Origin of the sequence: Staphylococcus sp. 191 (assembly GCF_011174885.1) — a bacterium.
GTDB classification, from domain to species: Bacteria; Bacillota; Bacilli; order Staphylococcales; family Staphylococcaceae; genus Staphylococcus; species Staphylococcus coagulans.
Genome location: NZ_PNRJ01000003.1, coordinates 153,833 through 175,246, shown reverse-complemented (window position 1 = coordinate 175,246; position 21,414 = coordinate 153,833). Strand labels below are relative to the sequence as shown.

At 36.6% G+C, this 21,414-nt stretch carries 19 protein-coding genes and 1 pseudogene; 11 read left to right on the top strand and 9 right to left on the bottom strand.

From position 1 onward, the window contains the following. The first annotated feature begins 170 nt into the window (after positions 1 to 170). The 4 genes from C1H58_RS03945 to mhqD all read left to right on the top strand — a co-directional run bounded on the left by C1H58_RS03945 (position 171) and on the right by mhqD (position 2,892). Entirely contained in the window at positions 171 to 602 is a 432-nt protein-coding gene (locus C1H58_RS03945) for a MarR family winged helix-turn-helix transcriptional regulator (RefSeq protein WP_050331901.1), read from the top strand. Between the two features lie 79 nt (positions 603 to 681). Further along, on the top strand, positions 682 to 1,638 hold the full coding sequence (locus C1H58_RS03940) for a ring-cleaving dioxygenase (protein WP_050346178.1): 957 nt from the start codon (positions 682 to 684) through the stop codon (positions 1,636 to 1,638). 31 nt (positions 1,639 to 1,669) lie between these two features. After that, entirely contained in the window at positions 1,670 to 2,284 is a 615-nt protein-coding gene (locus C1H58_RS03935; RefSeq protein WP_103356649.1) for a flavin reductase family protein, read from the top strand. 20 nt (positions 2,285 to 2,304) lie between these two features. Next, positions 2,305 to 2,892: a methylhydroquinone degradation carboxylesterase MhqD gene (gene mhqD, locus C1H58_RS03930; RefSeq protein ID WP_165545402.1), complete on the top strand. Its 588-nt coding sequence runs from the start codon at positions 2,305 to 2,307 to the stop codon at positions 2,890 to 2,892. A 212-nt stretch (positions 2,893 to 3,104) separates the two neighbouring features. Here mhqD and C1H58_RS03925 read toward each other — a convergent pair. The 8 genes and pseudogenes from C1H58_RS03925 to rpmH all read right to left on the bottom strand — a co-directional run. Continuing rightward, positions 3,105 to 3,215, bottom strand: a pseudogene (locus tag C1H58_RS03925) (IS6 family transposase); the annotation flags it as partial. Positions 3,216 to 3,652: 437 nt separating this feature from the next. Further along, positions 3,653 to 3,973, bottom strand: a complete 321-nt coding sequence (locus tag C1H58_RS03920; protein ID WP_165545401.1) for a hypothetical protein — start codon at positions 3,971 to 3,973, stop codon at positions 3,653 to 3,655. Positions 3,974 to 4,162: 189 nt separating this feature from the next. Continuing rightward, positions 4,163 to 5,011 (bottom strand): ParB/RepB/Spo0J family partition protein, encoded by an 849-nt coding sequence (locus C1H58_RS03915; RefSeq protein WP_165545400.1) that lies wholly within the window; start codon positions 5,009 to 5,011, stop codon positions 4,163 to 4,165. Positions 5,012 to 5,050: 39 nt separating this feature from the next. Next, positions 5,051 to 5,770: a 16S rRNA (guanine(527)-N(7))-methyltransferase RsmG gene (gene rsmG / locus C1H58_RS03910; RefSeq protein ID WP_060830480.1), complete on the bottom strand. Its 720-nt coding sequence runs from the start codon at positions 5,768 to 5,770 to the stop codon at positions 5,051 to 5,053. Next, a complete protein-coding gene (mnmG, locus tag C1H58_RS03905; protein ID WP_165545399.1) occupies positions 5,771 to 7,645 on the bottom strand; it encodes a tRNA uridine-5-carboxymethylaminomethyl(34) synthesis enzyme MnmG in 1,875 nt (624 codons plus the stop codon). It lies immediately after the preceding gene. Between the two features lie 18 nt (positions 7,646 to 7,663). Further along, positions 7,664 to 9,046, bottom strand: coding sequence for a tRNA uridine-5-carboxymethylaminomethyl(34) synthesis GTPase MnmE (mnmE, locus tag C1H58_RS03900; RefSeq protein ID WP_082704431.1), 1,383 nt, complete (start codon positions 9,044 to 9,046; stop codon positions 7,664 to 7,666). A gap of 264 nt (positions 9,047 to 9,310) precedes the next feature. Continuing rightward, positions 9,311 to 9,658: a ribonuclease P protein component gene (gene rnpA / locus C1H58_RS03895; protein WP_050346185.1), complete on the bottom strand. Its 348-nt coding sequence runs from the start codon at positions 9,656 to 9,658 to the stop codon at positions 9,311 to 9,313. An 83-nt stretch (positions 9,659 to 9,741) separates the two neighbouring features. Beyond that, positions 9,742 to 9,879, bottom strand: coding sequence for a 50S ribosomal protein L34 (gene rpmH, locus C1H58_RS03890; RefSeq protein WP_000240855.1), 138 nt, complete (start codon positions 9,877 to 9,879; stop codon positions 9,742 to 9,744). 537 nt (positions 9,880 to 10,416) lie between these two features. Here rpmH and dnaA point away from each other — a divergent pair. From dnaA to gyrA, 7 genes are all read left to right on the top strand, one after another. Continuing rightward, entirely contained in the window at positions 10,417 to 11,760 is a 1,344-nt protein-coding gene (gene dnaA, locus C1H58_RS03885) for a chromosomal replication initiator protein DnaA (protein ID WP_060829119.1), read from the top strand. A gap of 174 nt (positions 11,761 to 11,934) precedes the next feature. Then, positions 11,935 to 13,071, top strand: coding sequence for a DNA polymerase III subunit beta (gene dnaN, locus C1H58_RS03880; RefSeq protein ID WP_016425728.1), 1,137 nt, complete (start codon positions 11,935 to 11,937; stop codon positions 13,069 to 13,071). Positions 13,072 to 13,261: 190 nt separating this feature from the next. After that, positions 13,262 to 13,963 carry a DsbA family protein gene (locus C1H58_RS03875; RefSeq protein ID WP_165545398.1) on the top strand — a complete coding sequence of 234 codons (702 nt, stop codon included), beginning with the start codon at positions 13,262 to 13,264 and terminating at the stop codon, positions 13,961 to 13,963. Positions 13,964 to 14,072: 109 nt separating this feature from the next. Continuing rightward, positions 14,073 to 14,312 (top strand): S4 domain-containing protein YaaA, encoded by a 240-nt coding sequence (gene yaaA, locus C1H58_RS03870; RefSeq protein ID WP_016425730.1) that lies wholly within the window; start codon positions 14,073 to 14,075, stop codon positions 14,310 to 14,312. Continuing rightward, on the top strand, positions 14,309 to 15,424 hold the full coding sequence (recF, locus tag C1H58_RS03865; protein WP_060829121.1) for a DNA replication/repair protein RecF: 1,116 nt from the start codon (positions 14,309 to 14,311) through the stop codon (positions 15,422 to 15,424). The genes yaaA and recF overlap by 4 nt, the downstream gene beginning before the upstream one ends. A 23-nt stretch (positions 15,425 to 15,447) precedes the next feature. Continuing rightward, positions 15,448 to 17,370 (top strand): DNA topoisomerase (ATP-hydrolyzing) subunit B, encoded by a 1,923-nt coding sequence (gyrB, locus tag C1H58_RS03860; protein WP_050344910.1) that lies wholly within the window; start codon positions 15,448 to 15,450, stop codon positions 17,368 to 17,370. A gap of 35 nt (positions 17,371 to 17,405) precedes the next feature. Then, complete coding sequence (gene gyrA / locus C1H58_RS03855) at positions 17,406 to 20,036, top strand: DNA gyrase subunit A (RefSeq protein ID WP_165545397.1); 2,631 nt, start codon at positions 17,406 to 17,408, stop codon at positions 20,034 to 20,036. A gap of 129 nt (positions 20,037 to 20,165) precedes the next feature. Here gyrA and C1H58_RS03850 read toward each other — a convergent pair whose 3' ends face one another. After that, complete coding sequence (locus C1H58_RS03850; protein WP_207554685.1) at positions 20,166 to 21,008, bottom strand: NAD(P)H-hydrate dehydratase; 843 nt, start codon at positions 21,006 to 21,008, stop codon at positions 20,166 to 20,168. Between the last annotated feature and the right edge of the window lie 406 nt (positions 21,009 to 21,414).

Genomic DNA, 21,414 nt, shown 5'->3' with positions numbered 1-21,414 from the left:
CCTTTTAAAAGGAATCACTTTTTATAACTTGTAAAGATATAAACCGCATCAAATCAACATTGAGCCGTTGTATGTTAGATGTAGGTATAAAAATTAAACTTAATTCTTTACTTTGCCAAATTTACAAGTTATAATTATCTCGAATTCGAAATAAAAGGAGGGGTTGTCAATTGCAACGAACGGACATTGCGCTTAAAACACTTATTGGACTCAAACGTGCAAATGACATGATTGATAAAATCATACGCAATGATGTGAAATCTTATGGGTTAAATATTACCGAATTTGCCGTACTTGAGCTTTTGTACAATAAGGGCGAACACAGCATTCAACGAATCCAAGAACGCATTTTAATTGCAAGTAGTAGTACAACTTATGTTGTGCAAAAACTAGAGGAAAAAGGACTATTACAGCGAAGACAATGCGAAAAAGACAGACGTGTAAGCTATGCAGCCTTAACGGATAAAGGGCAAGCACTCATGACTCAAATTTTTCCACAACACGCTAAAGCAATTGAGGCAGCCTTTTCAGAACTAACAACGGAAGAGTTAAATACTTTACAGCAGACTTTAAAAACATTGAGTACACCAACCGACAACTAAGTTGTTTACGTGTACTTTTCTTTCACACAAATTTAGTTCGAATTAGAGATAATTATTAATGAATAAAGGAGTTTTTCTTATGACACAATATCCACTTAAAGGAATCCACCACGTAACTGCAATGACAAATGATGTAGAACGCAATTATCACTTTTTTACTGACGTACTTGGTATGAGACTTGTTAAAAAAACAGTTAATCAAGATGACATTTACACTTACCACACATTCTTTGCAGATGATGAAGGTCACGCAGGAACAGATATGACTTTCTTTGATTTTCCAAATAATCCAAAAGGTGCATCAGGCACAAATTCTATCAGTCGTACTGCTTTCCGTGTGCCAAATGATGCAGCGCTTGAATATTATCAACAACGCTTTGATGAGTTTGGAGTAAAACACGACGACATCGACACACTATTTGATAAAAAGATCTTGCGTTTTGAAGAAGAAGACGGTCAAAAATATCAATTGATTTCTGATGAAAACAATACAGGTGTTGAACCAGGTGTTCCTTGGAAAAATGGCCCTGTCCCACAAGATAAAGCAATCTATGGTTTAGGCCCAATTGAAATTACAGTAAGCTACTACGATGAATTCAAACAAACATTGATGGAACTCTATGATATGAAGCCTATTATTGAAGAAGAAAACGTCACACTATTAGAAGTAGGTAAAGGCGGTAATGGAGGTCAAGTTATCCTACGTAAAGATGAAGGCGTTCAAAGTCGACCAGGTTACGGTCAAGTTCACCACGTTTCTTTCCGTGTTGAAGACGATGATGCACTTAATTCTTGGTTTGAAAAATATAACCAATTAGGTGTAGGTAGCTCTGGTATCGTTGACCGTTTCTACTTTAAAGCACTTTACACACGTATCGGTCATGTTTTAATTGAACTTTCAACAGACGGACCAGGATTCGCTGGAGATGAACCTTATGAAACACTTGGTGAATCACTTTCACTTCCACCATTTTTAGAAAATCAAAGAGATTATATTGAATCAGAAATTCGTGAATTTGATACAACACGCTCATAAAATTAATTGTATGTAGACTGGAGGGTCAATAATGTACACGTTTCGCGCTTCTGAACTATCCAAAAAGCAAATGTATAAATTTTTAATAGGCTCTGTCGTACCACGCCCTATCGCATTGGTCACAAGTCAGTCTGAGGAAGGGCTTGTTAATGTTGCACCTTTCAGTTTCTTTAATATTGTATCTTCGGAACCTGCGATACTCTCAATTTCTGTATCACGCAAAGAAGGTGTCATGAAAGATACAGCGAGAAATATAATAAATTCACAAGAAGCAGTCATTCATGTTGTGACTGAGAATAATGTTTCAGATGCGAATCAAACCGCTGCACCATTGTCTGCTAATGAAAGCGAGTTAGATCTCACGCAATTTACGACGACTGATTCCGAATACGTTTCTGTTCCAAGTTTGAATGAAAGTGCTATACGTTTTGAAGTAAAACTTTATCAGCATATTGAAATTCAATCAGAAACTGAAACCGCAAATGATTTATTACTGTTAGAAATTCAAAAAGTATCAATAGATGAACAACTATTCGACGTTGATAAGGGCTATATTGACGTTGAAAATCTTAAACCTGTAAGTCGACTTGCAGGCGATGATTATGCACGATTAGGTGAAACTTTTACAATTAAAAGACCCCGATAATGATAAAGAGGTGAATGGATATGGAACATATTTTTAAACAAGGTGATTTATCAAAACCAACTTTTGTCCTACTGCATGGGACAGGCGGCGATGAACATGATTTACTCCCAATTGCCGAATTACTTGATCCAACGTACAATGCTTTAGGCGTACGTGGTAACATTTCAGAAAATGGGATGAACCGTTTCTTCAAACGTCACGGTGAAGGTCAATATGACGTAGAAGACTTAAAATTTAGAACGACAGAATTACACGAGTTCTTACAAGAAGCTGCTCAGCGTTATCAATTTGATCTCAATGAAGTGATTCTCGTTGGTTTTTCTAACGGTTCTAACATTGCGATTAGTTTAATGTTGAATGAAGCGATGCCATATAAAAAAGGCCTATTATTTGCACCACTCTATCCTTTAGAAGTACCAAAAGATATCGATTTAAGTGGTAAGTCAGTCTACCTTTCAATGGGTGAAAATGACCCTATCGTACCTATCTCAGAAAGTGAACACGTTCGCTCAATCTTTAAAGATCGTGGTGCAGAGGTAACTGAGTTTTGGGTGAACAGTCATGAATTAACACGCGAAACAGTTGAAGCCGCAAAAGCAACACTATAAAGAAAGTAAAGTAAACTATATATCTATAACGGGGATGGGACATAGGGTTTCAGCTTTCAAGTAAAACACCACAAAAAACCTTTTGAAATGATTTTTGTGGTGTTTTTCATTTGAATTCTAGTTAAAATTAACACTTACCGTGCTAATTTTCGGTTCTGTTGCAAAGTTAGAAAAAAATATCTAATTTCCTTTTTTATCATGTCAGCATTCGCTTAACTCGCTAACATATAACTAATTTCGTGGCATGGCGAAAATCCGTAGATCTGAAGAGACCTACAGTTCTTTTTATATAGTCCATAAATACATTCAATACCCTTGATTGTTTATATCTGAAATAGTTCATACAGAAGACCCCTTTTTCAATTAAATTATACTATAAACTTAACTTTGCAAAAGAACCTAAAAATTCAATTTGATTATCGTCACTTCTTATAGACCATTTTTAAAAGTGTAAAAGTCATTGTAATAAAGAACTAATATTTGATTTCAAATCACTTAAAGAAAAGCAACATAACCTTTTCATTAATGCTTAATAATTGTGCTCTGTAATAATCAAAAACTATGAGGTTACTATTCACTAACAGCCAAATAAATATATCCTTCTATATTGAAACTTTCAACAATACTTTACTTTGTTATTTTAGAATGCTCTTTCGCCGTAAAACTTTGAGAGAACAAGACATCAAGATCTTCTTCTCTCAAAGTTTAGTATTGATATATGATTCTTAATTATTATGTAAAAAACACCTTTCCCTTTTCCTTATTGACTTCTCTCTATTTTTTGTAATACGTTTTTTGGAATTTGCGTTTTATCTATAGCTTTTACATCCACAATGACACCTTTTTGATCAGTCAATGTAACCTTAACCCAATTGCCTTCTTGGAGTTTATCTCGTTCTTTATTCAGCTTCATTTGATATTGATCGTCATGTGAATAAAGGCTGGCAGGTTGATTGTTTTGAACAAACTTTCCATAATAAATTTCTCTTCGGTTAAGCATACCAAAACTCGTCATCAAATAAATTGAAGCCCCTACTAATAAAAAAGCAAATAAGCCTATGATGCGTCTCTTGTTTTTCATACCATTTCTCCTTTAATTACATTGAATATATATAAATATATAAAATATTAAAAGAAAAATCATAGCGCTATAGACCGAGTTTTTCATACATCCTTAAGCGTAAAAAACTGCATAAGTGACGATTTATCACTTACACAGTTTTTAAAATTTTGCTATTTAAAATAAAATGGTTTCATGCATTAAAAATGATTATTTTCGATAAAGACGAATTTGAATTTCAACGTAATCATCATGCTCTTTTTCACGTTGTTCATATTTGATACCATTCGCACTGACTTCCAACAAGCTATCCGCAATAATATCACGTGCGGCTGAAACATCTTGGATAAATTCAGGAGGGGTCGCAACGACTTTCTCTCCTTCATTATCTTTTTCAGCAGGCATTTTCAACCGATCTTCTGTTTGTTTGACATTTAATTGTTCAGTTAAAATGATATGCAACATTTCTTCTTGTCGTTCAGGTGTTTGTCCTACTAGCGCTCGCGCGTGACGCTCAGTAATTTGATGTTCCCGTACTGCTTCTAACACGACAGGCGTTAATTTCAATAGGCGCAATTTATTCGCAATGAAACTTTGGCTTTTTCCGACACTTTTAGCGAGTTCAGCTTGTGTAATACCTTCAAACGCCAACAGTTTTTTATAAGCCTCTGCTTCTTCAATCGCTGATAAATTCTCACGTTGAATATTTTCTATCAATGCTACGACAGCTGTTTCTTCATCATCTAAATGACGGATTAAAACCTCTGCCTCAGTCATATGATTCATTTGTAACGCACGAAAACGACGTTCACCTGCAATGATTTCGTACATATTTTCTTCAATCGGTCTTACTACAATAGGTTGTAACAAGCCATGAGCGTTGATAGATTCAGCTAATTCTTCAATCCGTGCAGTATCAAACTTTTGACGTGGTTGATAACGATTCGGAACAATTCGCTCAATTTTAATTGATTCGACACCTTGATTTTCCGCTTCATTGGCATCTAGTAAGTCGTCTTTATTTTTTAATCCAAACAACTTAGAAAAGGGTTTCTTCATTTTTATTCGCTCCCCTTAATATTCCAAAATACATTTTTGTTATTCTACAAGTGGTGTTTTATTGGGTGTTCCGGGTTTTCTTGGGTATTTCTTAGGTGTTTGACTCCGCTTTTCAATTGTAATAATTTGACGCTCACCTGCATCTTCTGGAAGCGTAAATGTATCGATTTGGCGAATTTTGCCACCTAAGACACCTACTGCAAAGCGCGCTTCATCAAGTTCTTCTTGTCCTTTTGATGATTTTAAAGCTAAAAAGAGACCTTGCTTTTTCACGAGTGGTATACACAATTCGCTTAATACAGACATTCTCGCAACAGCACGTGCTGTTACGATATCAAAAGACGCCCGGTAGTCTTCCTGCTTTCCAAATGTTTCAGCGCGATCATGCACAAATCGGACACCTTCAAGCTCTAACGCATCTGCCAATTGATTTAAAAATTGAATCCGCTTATTTAACGAGTCAACAATTGTAACGTGAATTTCTGGAAACATAATTTTTAAAGGAATACTTGGAAACCCTGCACCCGCACCTACATCACACAAACTTAAAGGTTGATTAAAATCATGGTAAAAACTAGGTGTTACAGAATCATAAAAATGCTTAAGATACACTTCATGTTCCTCTGTAATACTCGTTAAATTAATTTTCTCATTCCATTCTACAAGCATTTCATAATATTTTTCAAATTGTTGCTTCTGTTTATCAGATAATGTCAATCCGTGTGCACCTAATTGTGTTGCTAACCATTCTACACTCATTTATTTCACCCTTTGAATTTTACCTTGTTCTAAGTAGACTAACAATATTGAAATATCTGCTGGGTTCACACCTGAAATACGTGAGGCTTGTGCGATGTTAAGTGGTTTAACTTGAGCCAATTTTTCACGTGCTTCAGTCGCTAAGCTATCGATTTTACTGTAATCGAGATCTTCTGGAATTTTCTTTTGTTCCATTCTTTTCACTTTATCTACTTGTTGTAATGATTTATTGATATAACCTTCATATTTTGTTTGAATTTCGACTTGTTCTTCAACATCTGATGGTAATTGATGTGTCTCTTCTAAAATTTCAATTATTGTTGCATAAGTCATTTCAGGTCGACGTAACAATTCATTGGCTAGAATTCCATCTTTAAGGCGTGAGCCCCCTTCTCGCTCAATGATTTGTTGTACGCGTTCACTTGGCTTAATGCGGATTTGAGATAATCTTTTCATTTCATCACTAATTTGTTGACGTTTTTCATTGAAACGCGCATAACGCTCTTCTGAGATTAAACCAATTTGATGGCCAATATCTGTAAGACGTAAATCTGCATTATCATGACGTAGTAATAAACGATACTCTGCACGAGAAGTAAGTAATCGATACGGCTCATTTGTACCTTTTGTCACTAAGTCATCAATTAAAACACCGATATAAGCATCTGAACGTTGTAAAATCGTTTCTTCTTGACCTAATACGCGTGCGGCTGCATTGATACCTGCCATTAAGCCTTGACCAGCCGCTTCTTCATAACCTGATGTCCCATTAATCTGACCTGCTGTGTAGAGGTTTTTGATCATTTTAGTTTCCAAAGTTGGCCAAAGTTGTGTTGGTACTAATGCATCATATTCAATCGCATAACCTGCGCGCATCATATCTGCCTTTTCTAAACCAGGAATAGTCGCAAGCATTTGACGTTGGACTGCTTCAGGCATACTTGTTGATAAACCTTGAACATATACTTCATTTGTATGACGGCCTTCTGGTTCAAGGAACAATTGATGTCTCGGTTTATCATTAAAACGAACAAATTTATCTTCAATTGATGGACAATAACGTGGACCTGTACCTTTAATCATTCCGGAATACATCGCAGATAAATGAAGATTGTCATCGATGACTTTGTGCGTTTCACCATTTGTATAAGTCAGCCAACAAGGAAGTTGGTCTAAAATATATTCCGTTGTTTCATAACTGAAAGCACGACCGACGTCATCACCTGGTTGAATTTCAGTTTTACTATAATCTATTGTTTTCGCATTCACACGCGGTGGTGTACCCGTTTTAAAACGAACAACATCAAAGCCAAGTTCTCTTAAGTGATCTGCAAGCGTAATCGAAGGTAATTGATGGTTTGGACCACTAGAATATTTCAAATTGCCGAGAATAATCTCACCACGTAAGAAAGTACCTGTTGTTAAAATAACGGCTTTAGCACGGTATTCTGTACCAATATTAGTACGCACACCTTTAACAACGCCCTCTTCGATGATAAGTTCATCCACCATGCCTTGCATCACTTCTAGATTGTCTTCATCTTCAAGTACACGCTTCATTTCTTGTTGATACATGACTTTATCGGCTTGCGCACGTAATGCACGTACTGCAGGCCCTTTTCCTGTATTAAGCATACGCATTTGAATATGCGTTTTATCAATTGTTTTCGCCATTTGGCCACCTAAAGCGTCGATTTCACGTACAACAATTCCTTTTGCCGGTCCACCAACAGAAGGATTACATGGCATAAAGGCAATATTATCTAAATTGATTGTCAACATGAGTGTATGCGCACCACGTCTCGCAGATGCAAGACCGGCTTCAATACCAGAATGTCCAGCCCCTACGACAATAACATCAAATGATTTCACCATTTTATTAACCTCCATTTATTATTTTCCGAGACAGAATTGACTAAATAATTGATCAATCAATTCCTCACTTGCAGATTCACCAATAATTTCACCTAAAAGTTCCCATGTCCGTGTTAAATCGATTTGAATCATATCCATAGGAATCCCCATTTCAGCTGCATCTATCGCATCTTGAATCGTCTTTTTCGCTTGTTTCAGTAATGAAATATGGCGTGAGTTTGAAACATAAGTCATATCTTGACTTTGAACCTCTCCACCAAAAAACAAATCACGTATTTGAATTTCAAGCTCATCAATCCCTTGTTGTTCGAGCATTGACGTTTCAATAACAGGCATTGAGCCCACCATCGCTTTCACTTCGTCACGGTCTAATCGTGGCGTCAAGTCTGTCTTATTAATAATCACAATTGCATCGCTCGTTTTTACAACTTCATAGAGTTTTCGATCTTCTTCCGTTAAAGGCTCATTATTGTTTAATACAAATAAAATAAGATCTGCTTCACTCAATGCTTTACGAGAACGCTCTACCCCTATTCGTTCAACGATATCTTCTGTTTCGCGTATACCTGCTGTATCTACAAGTCTGAGCGGTACGCCTCGTACATTGACATATTCTTCTAGAACGTCACGCGTTGTTCCAGCAACTTCTGTCACAATCGCTTTATTATCTTGAATCAAGTTATTTAACATGGATGATTTACCTACATTAGGCTTACCTACAATGACAGTTGATAAACCTTCACGCATAATTTTACCTTGAACACCTGTATCTAATAATTTTTGAATCTCATTTTTGATTTCTTGCGCGCGTTCTAACAGCAACTCTGAAGTAGCTTCTTCTACGTCATCATATTCTGGATAATCAATGTTAACCTCTACTTGAGCTAGAACTTCCAAAATGGATTGACGTTGCTTTTTAATCAATTCACTTAATCGCCCTTCAATTTGGTTCATTGCGACTTTCGAAGCACGGTCAGTTTTAGAACGTATAAAATCCATTACTGCTTCAGCTTGTGATAAGTCAATTCTTCCATTTAAGAAGGCACGCTTTGTATATTCACCAGGCTCTGCCATTCTTGCACCGTAAGTCATTGTTAATTCTAACACACGATTAATTGTCAAAATGCCACCATGGCAGTTAATCTCTACGATGTCTTCACGTGTAAATGTGCGTGGTGCACGCAATACCGAAACCATCACTTCTTCAACAACTTCTTGCGTTTCAGGATCAATGATATGTCCATAGTTAATTGTATGCGTAGGTACATCTTTTAATTGTTTTCTTCCTTTATAAAGCTTATCTGCAATTTCAACCGCATCTAAACCAGATAAACGTACAATTCCTATCGCGCCCTCGCCCATTGGTGTTGATATACTTGTAATCGTGTCTAATTGTTCCACAATTGACGTACCTCCTTTTGTCAAAATATATCATTATAATATTGTAAAATGTTTCATTCAAAATTGCGAATGCCATGTTTTATTTTCTTTTATTATCTCCTACGTGTAATACCTATCACGCATTCTTTATATAAATAGAAGAGCATTAAGTCTTAAGTCTAAATGCTAAGACTTAACCTAATAGAAAAGCCTTTATACCAAGGGTTCTCATATTATAAGTTAGACTTCGGTTTGTCTGAAGTCATACAAACCGAAGTCTAAAAATTACTTTATTCGCTTGTTAAAGACCTTTGCAATTTTGAGTACATGCTCTAAACTTTTCTGAATTTCTTGTGTAGACATCGCTTTGGCAGGAAATCGTGCAATCACAATCATATCGACTGGTAACATATCTGTTTTATGCACTTTGAAGCATTCTCGAATACTTCTTTTAATACGGTTGCGTGTCACGGCATTACCCAATTTTTTAGATACGCTAATACCTAACCTAAAGTGCGCTGCTTGTTGCTGTTCATACGTATACACAACAAACTGGCGATTCGCTACAGATTTACCTTTACGATAGATGGACTGAAAATCAGCATTTTTTTTAATACGGTATGCTTTTTCCATTAAATATCACTCGTCTTTCTTCTGAATACCTAAGGCAAACAGGCTTGTTCGCAAAAAAAAGATCACTGAATGAGTCAGTGATCTTATGCTGATAAAACTTTACGACCTTTACGACGACGACGTGCCAATACTTTACGGCCGTTTTTAGTGCTCATGCGTTTTCTGAAACCATGAACTTTACTATGTTTACGTTTATTTGGTTGATAAGTACGTTTTACCATGCAAAACACCTCCATCTCAATCATTCAATTATCTAATATTCATCATTATAGATAAGTTAATTTCATTTTTATGTGTTCAAATTGATGTTCTTAAATAAAATGAAATGTCTACATTTCAAGCAACTACTAAAATATAACAAAATCACAACAGTAAATCAAGTGTGTTTTTTCATAATTAGATACAGCAGACCTAAAAAAAGTTGTCCACTTATACACAGGGCAAAATAAATAAACTGTGGATAACAATTTATTATTCACAAGTTACACAAAAAGATAACAACATATTCACAGCCGTTTGACAGTAATGGTTGTGAAAAAGTATAATTGTGTGGATAAGTGGTTTAAACCCTTATAGTACATAGGTTTTATATTATGTATATAGCTTAAAAGAGTTGTGAATAATGTAACGTTTTATGTTGTTCATCCACAGTTTGTGATTAACTTGTGGATAATTATTAACACCCTGTGATTATCTTAATTAAATTATGGGGATATTGTGTATAACAAAATTTTTACTTAGGAAGATGGAGTTAAAAAATGTCAGAACAAGAAATTTGGGATAATGTTCTCAACTTATGCAAAGAAAATGTTACTAATGTTTCATATGACACTTGGCTCAAAGACACAACATTACATGCTCTATCTAATAAAGAAGCTGTCGTTATTGCTGCACAGCCATTTATTGCAAATTGGCTAACGACCAATTATACAGATCTCGTCAAACAATTTTTAGAAGCTGTAACGGGACACGATATTGAGAACATCAACTTTATTACTGAAGAAGATTTAGCAGAGCTCAATATCGCGTCATCCTCTAAAAACTCAGAGCATCATTCGCATGTTGAACCTGTCGTGTCAGGCGAGCAATTTAACACAAACAATACATTTGAAACATTTGTCATCGGTCCCGGCAACCGCTTCCCGCATGCTGCGAGCCTTGCTGTTGCGGAATCACCGGCAAATGCCTATAACCCGCTTTTCATTTATGGTGGTGTAGGTTTAGGAAAAACGCATCTTATGCATGCGATTGGTCATTATGTCCTGGAAAATAATCCTGATGCGAAAGTACTTTACACATCAAGCGAAAAATTTACAAATGAGTTTATTCAATCCATTCGTAACAATGATACAGAGTCATTTCGTGAAAAGTACCGTAATATCGATGTTTTATTAATTGATGATATTCAATTTATTCAAAAGAAGGAACAGACACAAGAAGAATTTTTCCATACTTTTAATGACTTGCATCAAAACAAAAAGCAAATTGTCATCTCCAGTGATCGTCCACCGAAAGAAATTTCTACTTTAGAAGAACGTCTAAAATCCCGATTCCAATGGGGGTTAATCGTTGATATTACGCCACCAGATTTTGAGACACGGATGGCCATTTTACAAAAGAAAACAGAAGAAGAAAATCTAGATATTCCTATCGAATCTTTAACTTATATCGCAAATCAAATTCAAACGAATATTCGTGAACTTGAAGGTGCTTTAACGCGTGTACTCGCATATTCAAAATTACAAGGTAAACCGATTACGACCGAATTAACCTCTGATGCTTTAAAGGATATTATTCAAGTTACAAAATCTAAAAAAATTACGATTCAAGATATTCAAAAAGTTGTTGGTGAGTATTACGGCGTACGTATTGAAGACTTTGTAGCAAAGAAACGTACAAAATCAATTGCCTATCCAAGACAAATCGCGATGTACTTATCGCGAGAGCTAACTGATTTTTCTCTACCAAAAATTGGAGAGGAATTTGGAGGACGCGATCATACGACAGTCATTCATGCGCATGATAAAATAAAAAAAGATATCGAAAATGACCCTACATTACGACAAGAAATAGAAGGTATTGAAAAAGAGATCAGAAGTTGATTTGTGGATAGTGGGCAAAAGTTGTACACATCATACACAACTTATCCACATGTGAATAACCTTTGATATCAATCAATTTTATGAGTTATCCACTAATCCACAGCCCCTATGACTATGATTACGACTTTAAATAATAACTATAACTATTATAAACGACTGAAAGGAGTTTATAGAATGATGGAGTTTTCTATCCAAAGAGATTATTTTATCACTCAATTAAACGATACATTAAAAGCCATTTCACCAAGAACGACATTACCAATATTGACAGGTATTAAAATTGATGCCAAAAACGAAGGTATTGTCTTAACTGGATCAGATTCAGAGATATCAATTGAAATTACAATCCCGAATCAAGTTGATGGAGAAGAAATTGTTAATGTGACAGAGCCAGGTTCTGTTGTATTGCCAGGGCGTTTCTTCGTTGACATTATTAAGAAATTACCAGGTCGAGAAGTTAAGCTCTCTACAAACGAACAATTCCAAACATTGATTACATCAGGTCATTCAGAGTTCAATTTAAGTGGATTAGACCCTGATCAATACCCATTGTTACCACAAGTATCTAGTGAAGATGCATTGCAATTACCAGTCAAAGTATTGAAAAACGTGATTGCACAAACTAATTTTGCAGTGTCCACCTCAGAAACACGTCCAGTCCTTACAGGTGTAAACTGGCTTATACAAGAAAATGAATTAATATGCACGGCGACTGATTCACACCGCTTGGCTGTAAGAAAGTTGAAACTTGAAGACGAAGAAATTGGTGATAAAAATGTCATTATTCCAGGTAAAGCTTTAGCAGAATTAAATAAAATTATGACAGAGAGCGAAGAGCATATTGATATTTTCTTTGCATCAAATCAAGTATTGTTCCGTGTCGGTAACGTAAACTTTATTTCACGCTTACTAGAGGGACACTATCCTGATACATCACGCTTGTTCCCAGAAAACTACGAAATCAAATTAGCATTAGATAATTCTGATTTTTATCATGCCATTGACCGTGCTTCTCTATTAGCAAGAGAAGGTGGCAACAATGTCATTAAATTAAGTGCAGGCGATGAGCAAGTGGAACTTTCATCTACATCACCTGAAATTGGGACAGTGAAGGAAGAAGTTACTGCAAACGAGGTTGAAGGTGGTAACTTAAAAATCTCTTTTAACTCAAAATACATGATGGATGCTTTAAAAGCGATCGATAATGACGAAGTTGAAGTCGAATTTTTCGGTACGATGAAACCTTTTATTTTAAAACCAAAAGATGATGACACCGTTACACAATTAATTTTACCGATACGTACTTACTAAATAATTTAAAAAGCCTATGATACAAAACGCAGTTGGACTTAACCAACTGCGTTTTTTGTGTGACTTAACAGCTCAGTTTCCATACGTAAAGTTAGTAAAAAATAAAGTCATTTGAATCGTTCGCGCGTGTAATATTCAAAGCAGCCTGATTTTAGTATAATTAAAAGATAATGTGATGGAGGATTGGAATATGAAAAGTAAATGGCCTTTAATTTTAACAATTATAGTGGTACTCGCAATTGTAATAGCAATCATTATTAGAATGAGTACACATGATTCAACCCCTAATACAGCGCGTCAAAATGAAAAAGAAATGGTGACAGACACCCAATCACAACCACATCAAGGCGCAAAAGAGAATAAAATTGTAATTGTGGAATATGGTGATTTTAAATGCCCTTATTGTGGTGCATTTGAACGTAACATTAAGCCACAACTGCAAAAAGAATATATTGATACGCAAAAAGTACAATTTCGCTACGTTAACGTCTTAATACATGGAGAAGAGTCTGAATTAAGTGCAAAAGCTGCATTAGCAGTAAATCAGTATGCACCGAACCAATATTGGGCGTTTCACAAACTTTTATATCAAGGTCAACCGTCGAATAAAGATGACGTGACTACAAAACATTGGTTAACAGATAATTTTATTCAACAACAACTAAAAAAATTAGACTTGTCACCTAAACAATTAGAAAAGATTACTTCGGCATATCGAGACAAAAATGGAGAAATCGCTAAAAAAGCGCAAAACGATAATCACTTAGCTAAAAAGTATAAAGTGCCACAAGTGCCATCGTTGTATATCAACGGTGAACCAATAGAAGATACTAAGGATTTTGACACGATTAAATCTAAAGTTGATCAAGTGATTAAGGATCAAAAGTCCTAACGCATGATTGGTCATTCATCATTTGTTCCACATGAAACTTTTACTCGAAAATTGCCTTCTGTACATGAAATTTTTGCGATAAAACGGTATAATATATAGGTGAGCAAATATGAATGGAGTGATTAAATTGGCTGAGGAAGTAATTGTTGATGGTGAACTCACTTTAGGACAATTTTTAAACTATGAAGGCATCATTGAATCAGGAGGACAAGCGAAGTGGTTTTTAAGTGAATATGATGTTTTCTTGAATGGCGAGCATGAATCACGTCGTGGCAAAAAGTTACATGACGGGGACCGTATAGAAATTCCTGAAGTAGGTTCATATATCATCAAATTCGGTGAGCAATGAAACTTAAAACACTCCAATTAGAAAACTATCGAAATTACGAAGAGATATTGCTTCAATGTCATCCTGAAGTCAATATTTTAATTGGTGAGAATGCACAAGGAAAAACCAATCTGTTGGAATCTATTTACACCTTAGCCTTGGCGAAGAGTCATCGTACAACGAATGATAGGGAATTAATTCGTTTTAATACTGAGTATGCTAAAATAGAGGGTGAGCTCAGTTTTCGCCACGGTACGATGCCGCTCACAATGTTTATCACGAAAAAAGGTAAAAAGGTAAAAGTCAATCATTTAGAGCAAAGTCGTTTGACGCAGTATATAGGCCATTTGAATGTGGTCCTTTTTGCGCCTGAAGACTTAAATATTGTCAAAGGTGCACCACAAGTGAGAAGACGTTTTATCGATATGGAACTTGGGCAAATTTCAAACTTATATTTAAATGATTTATCGCAATATCAACGTATTTTGAAACAACGCAATCACTATTTAAAACAGTTGCAAATGAAACAGACGAAAGATACGACGATGTTAGAAGTACTGAATCAGCAATTTGCTGAATATGCAGTGAAAGTAACACAACGGCGAGCACAATTTATTGCAGAGCTAGAAACTTTAGCAGAGCCCATTCATTCAGGTATTACGAATGGTCGCGAAGCTTTGACATTAAAATATTTACCTAGTATCAAAATGGAAGACACCTCGCAAACAGAGGCAGTCTTAATTCAAAAAGTATTTGAAGACCTTCAAAGTCAACTGAATCGTGAAATCGAGCGCGGTGTGAGTTTACATGGACCACACCGTGATGATTTAGCTTTTCAAGTGAATGGCATGGACGCACAAATTTATGGCTCTCAAGGTCAACAACGGACAACGGCGCTTTCGATTAAGTTAGCAGAAATTGAATTAATGAATCAAGAAGTGGGGGAATACCCCATTTTATTACTTGATGACGTTTTAAGTGAACTAGATGATGCACGTCAAACGCATCTTTTAAGTACAATTCAGCATAAAGTTCAAACATTTGTGACAACCACTTCGGTAGATGGTATTGATCATGAAATTATGAAAAACGCGAAGATATATCAAATTGCACAAGGAAATATTAAGCAGTAGGAAGAAAGTGAAGGTGGGAAGCATTGGCTGATGTGAACAACTCGGAAAATTATGGTGCGAGTCAGATTCAAGTTTTAGAAGGACTTGAAGCGGTACGTAAGCGACCAGGTATGTATATTGGTTCTACTTCAGAACGTGGTCTACATCATCTTGTTTGGGAAATTGTCGATAACAGTATTGATGAAGCACTTGCAGGATATGCGGATGATATTGAAGTGATCATCGAAAAAGACAATTGGATTAAAGTTACAGATAATGGACGCGGTATTCCTGTCGATATTCAAGAAAAAATGGGACGTCCTGCTGTAGAAGTTATTTTAACTGTATTACACGCTGGTGGGAAATTTGGCGGCGGTGGCTATAAAGTTTCAGGTGGTTTACACGGTGTAGGTTCATCTGTTGTAAATGCATTGAGTGAGACGTTAGAAGTTTACGTTCATAGAAATGGACGTATTCACCATCAAGCCTACCACATGGGTGTACCTGCATTTGATTTGAAACAAATTGGTGATACAGATCAAACAGGAACGGTTATTCGTTTTAAGGCAGATGAAACGATATTCCAAGAAACGACAGTGTATAACTATGAAACTTTGCAAAAACGTATTCGTGAATTAGCCTTTTTAAATAAAGGTATCCGTATTACGCTCAGAGACGAGCGTGACGAAGAAGAAATTCGTGAGGATAGTTACCACTATGAAGGTGGAATAAAGTCGTATGTCGAGCTTATAAACGAGAATAAAGAGCCATTACATGAAGAACCTATTTATGTTCATGAGACACGCGATGACATTGAAGTCGAAATCGCTATTCAATATAACAGTGGTTTTGCGACAAATTTACTGACTTACGCAAATAATATCCACACATATGAAGGTGGGACGCATGAAGATGGCTTTAAACGTGCGTTAACGAGAGTGTTAAATAATTATGGATCTCAAAATAAGTTAATCAAAGATGAGAAAGAACGCTTGTCAGGTGAAGATACGCGAGAAGGTTTAACTGCTATCGTTTCCATCAAGCATGGAGACCCTCAGTTTGAAGGACAAACAAAAACAAAATTAGGCAACTCTGAGGTTCGTCAAATTGTTGATCGCGTATTCTCAGAGCTTTTTGAACGTTTCTTATACGAGCATCCACAAATTGGACGCATTATCATCGAAAAAGGGATTATGGCTTCTCGTGCACGTATCGCTGCGAAAAAAGCGCGTGAAGTCACACGTCGTAAGTCTGCGCTTGATATTTCAAGCTTGCCAGGTAAGTTAGCAGACTGCTCAAGTAAAGATCCATCTGAAAGTGAGATTTTCTTAGTAGAGGGTGACTCTGCCGGGGGGTCTACAAAATCAGGTCGAGACTCACGTACGCAAGCGATTTTACCTTTAAGAGGGAAAATTTTAAACGTTGAAAAAGCACGTTTAGATAAGATTTTGAATAACAACGAAATTCGTCAAATGGTCACTGCATTTGGAACAGGTATCGGCGGAGAATTCGATATTTCAAAAGCCCGTTACCATAAGATTGTCATTATGACTGATGCGGATGTCGACGGTGCACATATTCGGACGCTTTTATTGACGTTCTTTTATCGTTTTATGCGCCCACTTATTGAAGCTGGTTATGTTTATATCGCACAACCACCATTGTACAAGTTAACACAGGGGAAACAAAAATATTATGTCTTTAATGACCGTGAATTGGATAAATTAAAAGAAAGACTTAATCCAACGCCAAAATGGTCAATTGCACGTTATAAAGGTTTAGGGGAAATGAATGCAGACCAATTATGGGAAACAACAATGAATCCTGAAAACCGTGCAATGCTTCAAGTGACTTTAGATGATGCAATCGAAGCGGATCAGACATTTGAAATGTTGATGGGCGATGTCGTCGAAAATCGTCGTCAGTTCATTGAAGATAATGCCGTATATGCCAACCTAGATTTCTAGAATGAGAATTGGAAAATGAGAAGGAGGATATCTTGATGGCTGAAACACCTGAATCAAGAATTAATGAACGTAATATCAGCAAAGAGATGCGAGAATCGTTTTTGGATTATGCCATGAGTGTTATTGTGTCTCGTGCTTTGCCAGATGTCAGAGATGGTTTAAAACCTGTACATCGTCGTATTTTATACGGCCTCAATGAGCAAGGTATGACGCCAGACAAACCGTATAAAAAATCTGCCCGTATCGTAGGGGATGTAATGGGTAAATATCATCCACATGGGGACTCTTCTATTTATGAAGCAATGGTCCGTATGGCACAGGATTTCAGCTATCGTTATCCACTTGTAGACGGACAAGGTAACTTTGGTTCTATGGATGGTGACGGCGCAGCAGCAATGCGTTACACTGAAGCGCGTATGACAAAACTTGCCTTAGAACTGTTGCGTGATATTAATAAAGATACGATTGATTTTATTGATAACTATGACGGAAATGAACGCGAACCAAGTGTGTTACCGTCACGTTTCCCAAATTTACTGGTTAACGGGGCTTCAGGGATTGCGGTAGGTATGGCAACGAATATCCCACCACACAATATGCGCGAAGTCATTGATGGTGTCCTAAGTTTAAGTCATAATCCAGACATTACCATTAATGAATTAATGGAAAATATTCAAGGCCCAGACTTCCCAACGGCAGGCTTAATTCTAGGCAAAAGTGGTATTCGACGTGCGTATGAAACAGGCCGTGGCTCTATTATTATGAGAGCTAAAGCTGAAATTGAATCACGTGGTGGAGGCCGTGAACGTATCGTTGTGACGGAAATTCCATTCCAAGTCAATAAAGCACGTATGATTGAAAAAATTGCTGAATTAGTACGCGATAAAAAAATTGAAGGCATTACAGATTTACGTGATGAAACGAGTTTACGTACAGGGGTTCGTATCGTTATTGATATTCGTAAAGATGCGAATGCAAGTGTGATATTGAACAACTTGTATAAACAAACGCCCCTTCAAACTTCATTTGGTGTCAATATGATTGCGCTCGTTAACGGTAGACCGAAATTAATTAACTTGAAACAAGCGTTGTATCACTATTTAGAGCACCAAAAAGAAGTAGTTCGTCGTCGCACAGCTTATAACTTACGTAAAGCAAAAGACCGTGCGCATATACTAGAAGGTTTAAGAATTGCACTAGATCATATCGATGAGATTATTACAATTATTCGAGAATCTGAAACAGATAAGGTGGCAATGGAAAGCTTACAATCACGTTTTGAACTTTCTGAACGTCAAGCCCAAGCAATTCTTGATATGCGTTTAAGACGTCTGACAGGCTTAGAACGAGATAAAATTGAAAACGAATATAACGAACTTCTTGCCTATATTGAAGAATTAGAAGCAATCTTAGCAGATGAAGAAAAGTTATTAGCACTTGTTCGTGAAGAGCTTACCGAAATTAAAGAAAAATATGGTGATGACAGACGTACTGAAATTCAACTTGGCGGTATAGATCGACTTGAAGATGAAGATCTTATTCCAGAAGAACAAATTGTTATTACATTGAGTCACAATAACTATATCAAACGTTTACCGGCATCAACATATCGCTCACAAAATCGTGGTGGTCGTGGTGTACAAGGTATGAATACGTTAGAAGATGATTTTGTGAGTCAGTTGGTTACAACGAGTACGCACGACCATATCTTGTTCTTTACGAATAAAGGTCGGGTCTACAAACTCAAAGGTTATGAAGTGCCAGAACTCTCACGTCAGTCTAAAGGTATTCCTATTGTGAATGCGATAGAACTTGAAAGTGACGAAAATATCAGCACAATGATAGCTGTTAAAGATTTAGAGTCTGAAGAAGACTTCCTTGTATTTGTAACGAAAAAAGGTTTGATTAAACGTTCTGCATTGAGTAACTTTAACCGTATCAACCGTAATGGTAAGATTGCGATTAAATTTAGAGATGATGATGAGTTAGTAGCTGTACGTTTAACTGATGGCGAAAAACATATTTTGATTGGTACAGCTGATGCTTCTCTTATCCGCTTTAAAGAAACAGATGTACGTTCCATGAGTCGTATCGCAGCGGGCGTCAAAGGGATTAAGCTTCGCGATGGTGACGAGGTTATTGGCTTAGGCGTTACGAATGAGGAAAGTCATGATGAGATTTTAGTAGTCACTGAAAAAGGTTACGGTAAACGTACCTCTATTGAAGAGTACCGTTTGTCTAACCGTGGTGGTATGGGTGTTAAAACGGCCAAATTGACAGAGCGAAACGGTCAACTCGTATGTATTGCAACGGTTGAAGGTGATGAAGATTTAATGGTTGTTACAAACCAAGGTGTGATTATTCGTATGGAAGTGAGCGATATTTCAGTGAATGGACGTATGGCTCAAGGTGTACGTTTAATTCGCCTAGATGATGAACAGTTTGTATCTACAGTGGCTAAAGTGAAAAAAGAACCAGAAAATCTTGAAGCGGAAAATGATGAACTAGAATCAGAGACAGAGACTGTTATTGAAGACGATGTACCTGGTGCTACAATTCATACAGAAGCGCCTGAAGTGAGCGACAACGACACAGAAGAACGAGAAACGTTAAGACAAGATTTTATGGATCGTGTTAATGAAGATATTGAAAATGAAGATGAATAAAATGAGATAAATTAAGAAGCGACGATGATTCTATTGGGAATCACCGCCGCTTCTTTTTTAATTGAACAGAGTCATGAAAACAGCATCAAAGGATTTCGACCGCTTCATGCATTAACGAAGAATGATATTTTAATCTTCCAATTGTTTCATTGCATAAGGAATTTCGTCAATCATTCTTGAAGGGGGTACAACATACATTTCCTGAGAAAGTTTTTCTCCTATATAACTATGTGTGTATGTGGCACTGGTAATTGCATCAACAAGATTGTCAAATTGACCTACAAAGCTTGTTATCATTCCAGCAAGGGTATCCCCCATTCCGCCTGTCGCCATCGCAGGGTTGCCAATTTGTAATTGATATTCTTCGTCTTTAAAGAAAATTTCTGTTCCATGTTTCTTTAGGACAACTGTGCCCCCAAGACGATCGACGGCTTCTCGATTTCGTTCATAAGTTTGTTCTTCTATTGGAATGCCACTCAAACGCTCCCACTCTTTCTGATGTGGTGTGTAGATGACATTGCAAGCTGGAATTTCAGGTTTTAATTTACTTACAATTGATATCGCATCGCCATCCACAATGAGCGTATGGTGGGGTTGAATATTTTGTAAAAGGAATGTCATCGCATTATTGTCTTTAAAATCAAGACCCAAACCTGGACCAATTAAAATACAATCTGAAACTTCAATCATCTTTGTCAGTTTTTTCGTATCATTAATATCTATGACCATAGCCTCTGGACAGCGCGAATGAAGTGCAACATGATTTGTTGGATGAGTTGCGACTGTAATTAATCCACCACCACTGTAAACACACGCACGTGCTGCAATCATAATCGCACCACCAAGATTGGCATTGCCACCAATTAAGAGTATACGACCGTAGTCTCCTTTATGCGTGTCACGCTTACGTTTAGGTATGCTGACAGCTGACAATGTTTTCACGTTTGTGACCCTCCTATCTGGAATTTCCATTATTACAACAAGATATATTATACCTGGTTTGTCCTTTCGTCAATACCAATTCAAAGCTTCTAGAATGCGGTCATGCTTACCGGCAATAGGAAAGGCTGATGTCATGCGGTTAGCCTTTAGATATTTTTATCATTTTGAGATCAAAATGCTGAATAGAATTAATATATCGCTTTCACTCAAATGAATTTCGTCTTCGGTTCGACCTTGACCTTGTACTAAAAGAGAATGATTAAGTCTCTTCTTATTTGTTTAACACGTTAAAAGATTAATTTAATACCATGTTACGAATATTATGAAAACTATTGTTTAAGCGATTTAAGAATCCTATACTGATTATTAAGTGTGATGGGGATGGGACAGCATCAAAGGTGAGTAGACGAGCAAAAAGATGTCCGATGCGCATCAA

Bases quoted from the DNA above. Each gene is read 5' to 3' on its own strand.
- C1H58_RS03940 (WP_050346178.1), top strand. From the start codon at position 682: ATGACACAATATCCACTTAAAGGAATCCACCACGTAACTGCAATGACA.
- C1H58_RS03935 (WP_103356649.1), top strand. From the start codon at position 1,670: ATGTACACGTTTCGCGCTTCTGAACTATCCAAAAAGCAAATGTATAAA.
- mhqD (WP_165545402.1), top strand. From the start codon at position 2,305: ATGGAACATATTTTTAAACAAGGTGATTTATCAAAACCAACTTTTGTC.
- C1H58_RS03920 (WP_165545401.1), bottom strand. From the start codon at position 3,973: ATGAAAAACAAGAGACGCATCATAGGCTTATTTGCTTTTTTATTAGTA.
- C1H58_RS03915 (WP_165545400.1), bottom strand. From the start codon at position 5,011: ATGAAGAAACCCTTTTCTAAGTTGTTTGGATTAAAAAATAAAGACGAC.
- rsmG (WP_060830480.1), bottom strand. From the start codon at position 5,770: ATGAGTGTAGAATGGTTAGCAACACAATTAGGTGCACACGGATTGACA.
- mnmG (WP_165545399.1), bottom strand. From the start codon at position 7,645: ATGGTGAAATCATTTGATGTTATTGTCGTAGGGGCTGGACATTCTGGT.
- rnpA (WP_050346185.1), bottom strand. From the start codon at position 9,658: ATGGAAAAAGCATACCGTATTAAAAAAAATGCTGATTTTCAGTCCATC.
- rpmH (WP_000240855.1), bottom strand. From the start codon at position 9,879: ATGGTAAAACGTACTTATCAACCAAATAAACGTAAACATAGTAAAGTT.
- dnaA (WP_060829119.1), top strand. From the start codon at position 10,417: ATGTCAGAACAAGAAATTTGGGATAATGTTCTCAACTTATGCAAAGAA.
- dnaN (WP_016425728.1), top strand. From the start codon at position 11,935: ATGATGGAGTTTTCTATCCAAAGAGATTATTTTATCACTCAATTAAAC.
- C1H58_RS03875 (WP_165545398.1), top strand. From the start codon at position 13,262: ATGAAAAGTAAATGGCCTTTAATTTTAACAATTATAGTGGTACTCGCA.
- yaaA (WP_016425730.1), top strand. From the start codon at position 14,073: ATGAATGGAGTGATTAAATTGGCTGAGGAAGTAATTGTTGATGGTGAA.
- recF (WP_060829121.1), top strand. From the start codon at position 14,309: ATGAAACTTAAAACACTCCAATTAGAAAACTATCGAAATTACGAAGAG.
- gyrA (WP_165545397.1), top strand. From the start codon at position 17,406: ATGGCTGAAACACCTGAATCAAGAATTAATGAACGTAATATCAGCAAA.
- C1H58_RS03850 (WP_207554685.1), bottom strand. From the start codon at position 21,008: ATGGAAATTCCAGATAGGAGGGTCACAAACGTGAAAACATTGTCAGCT.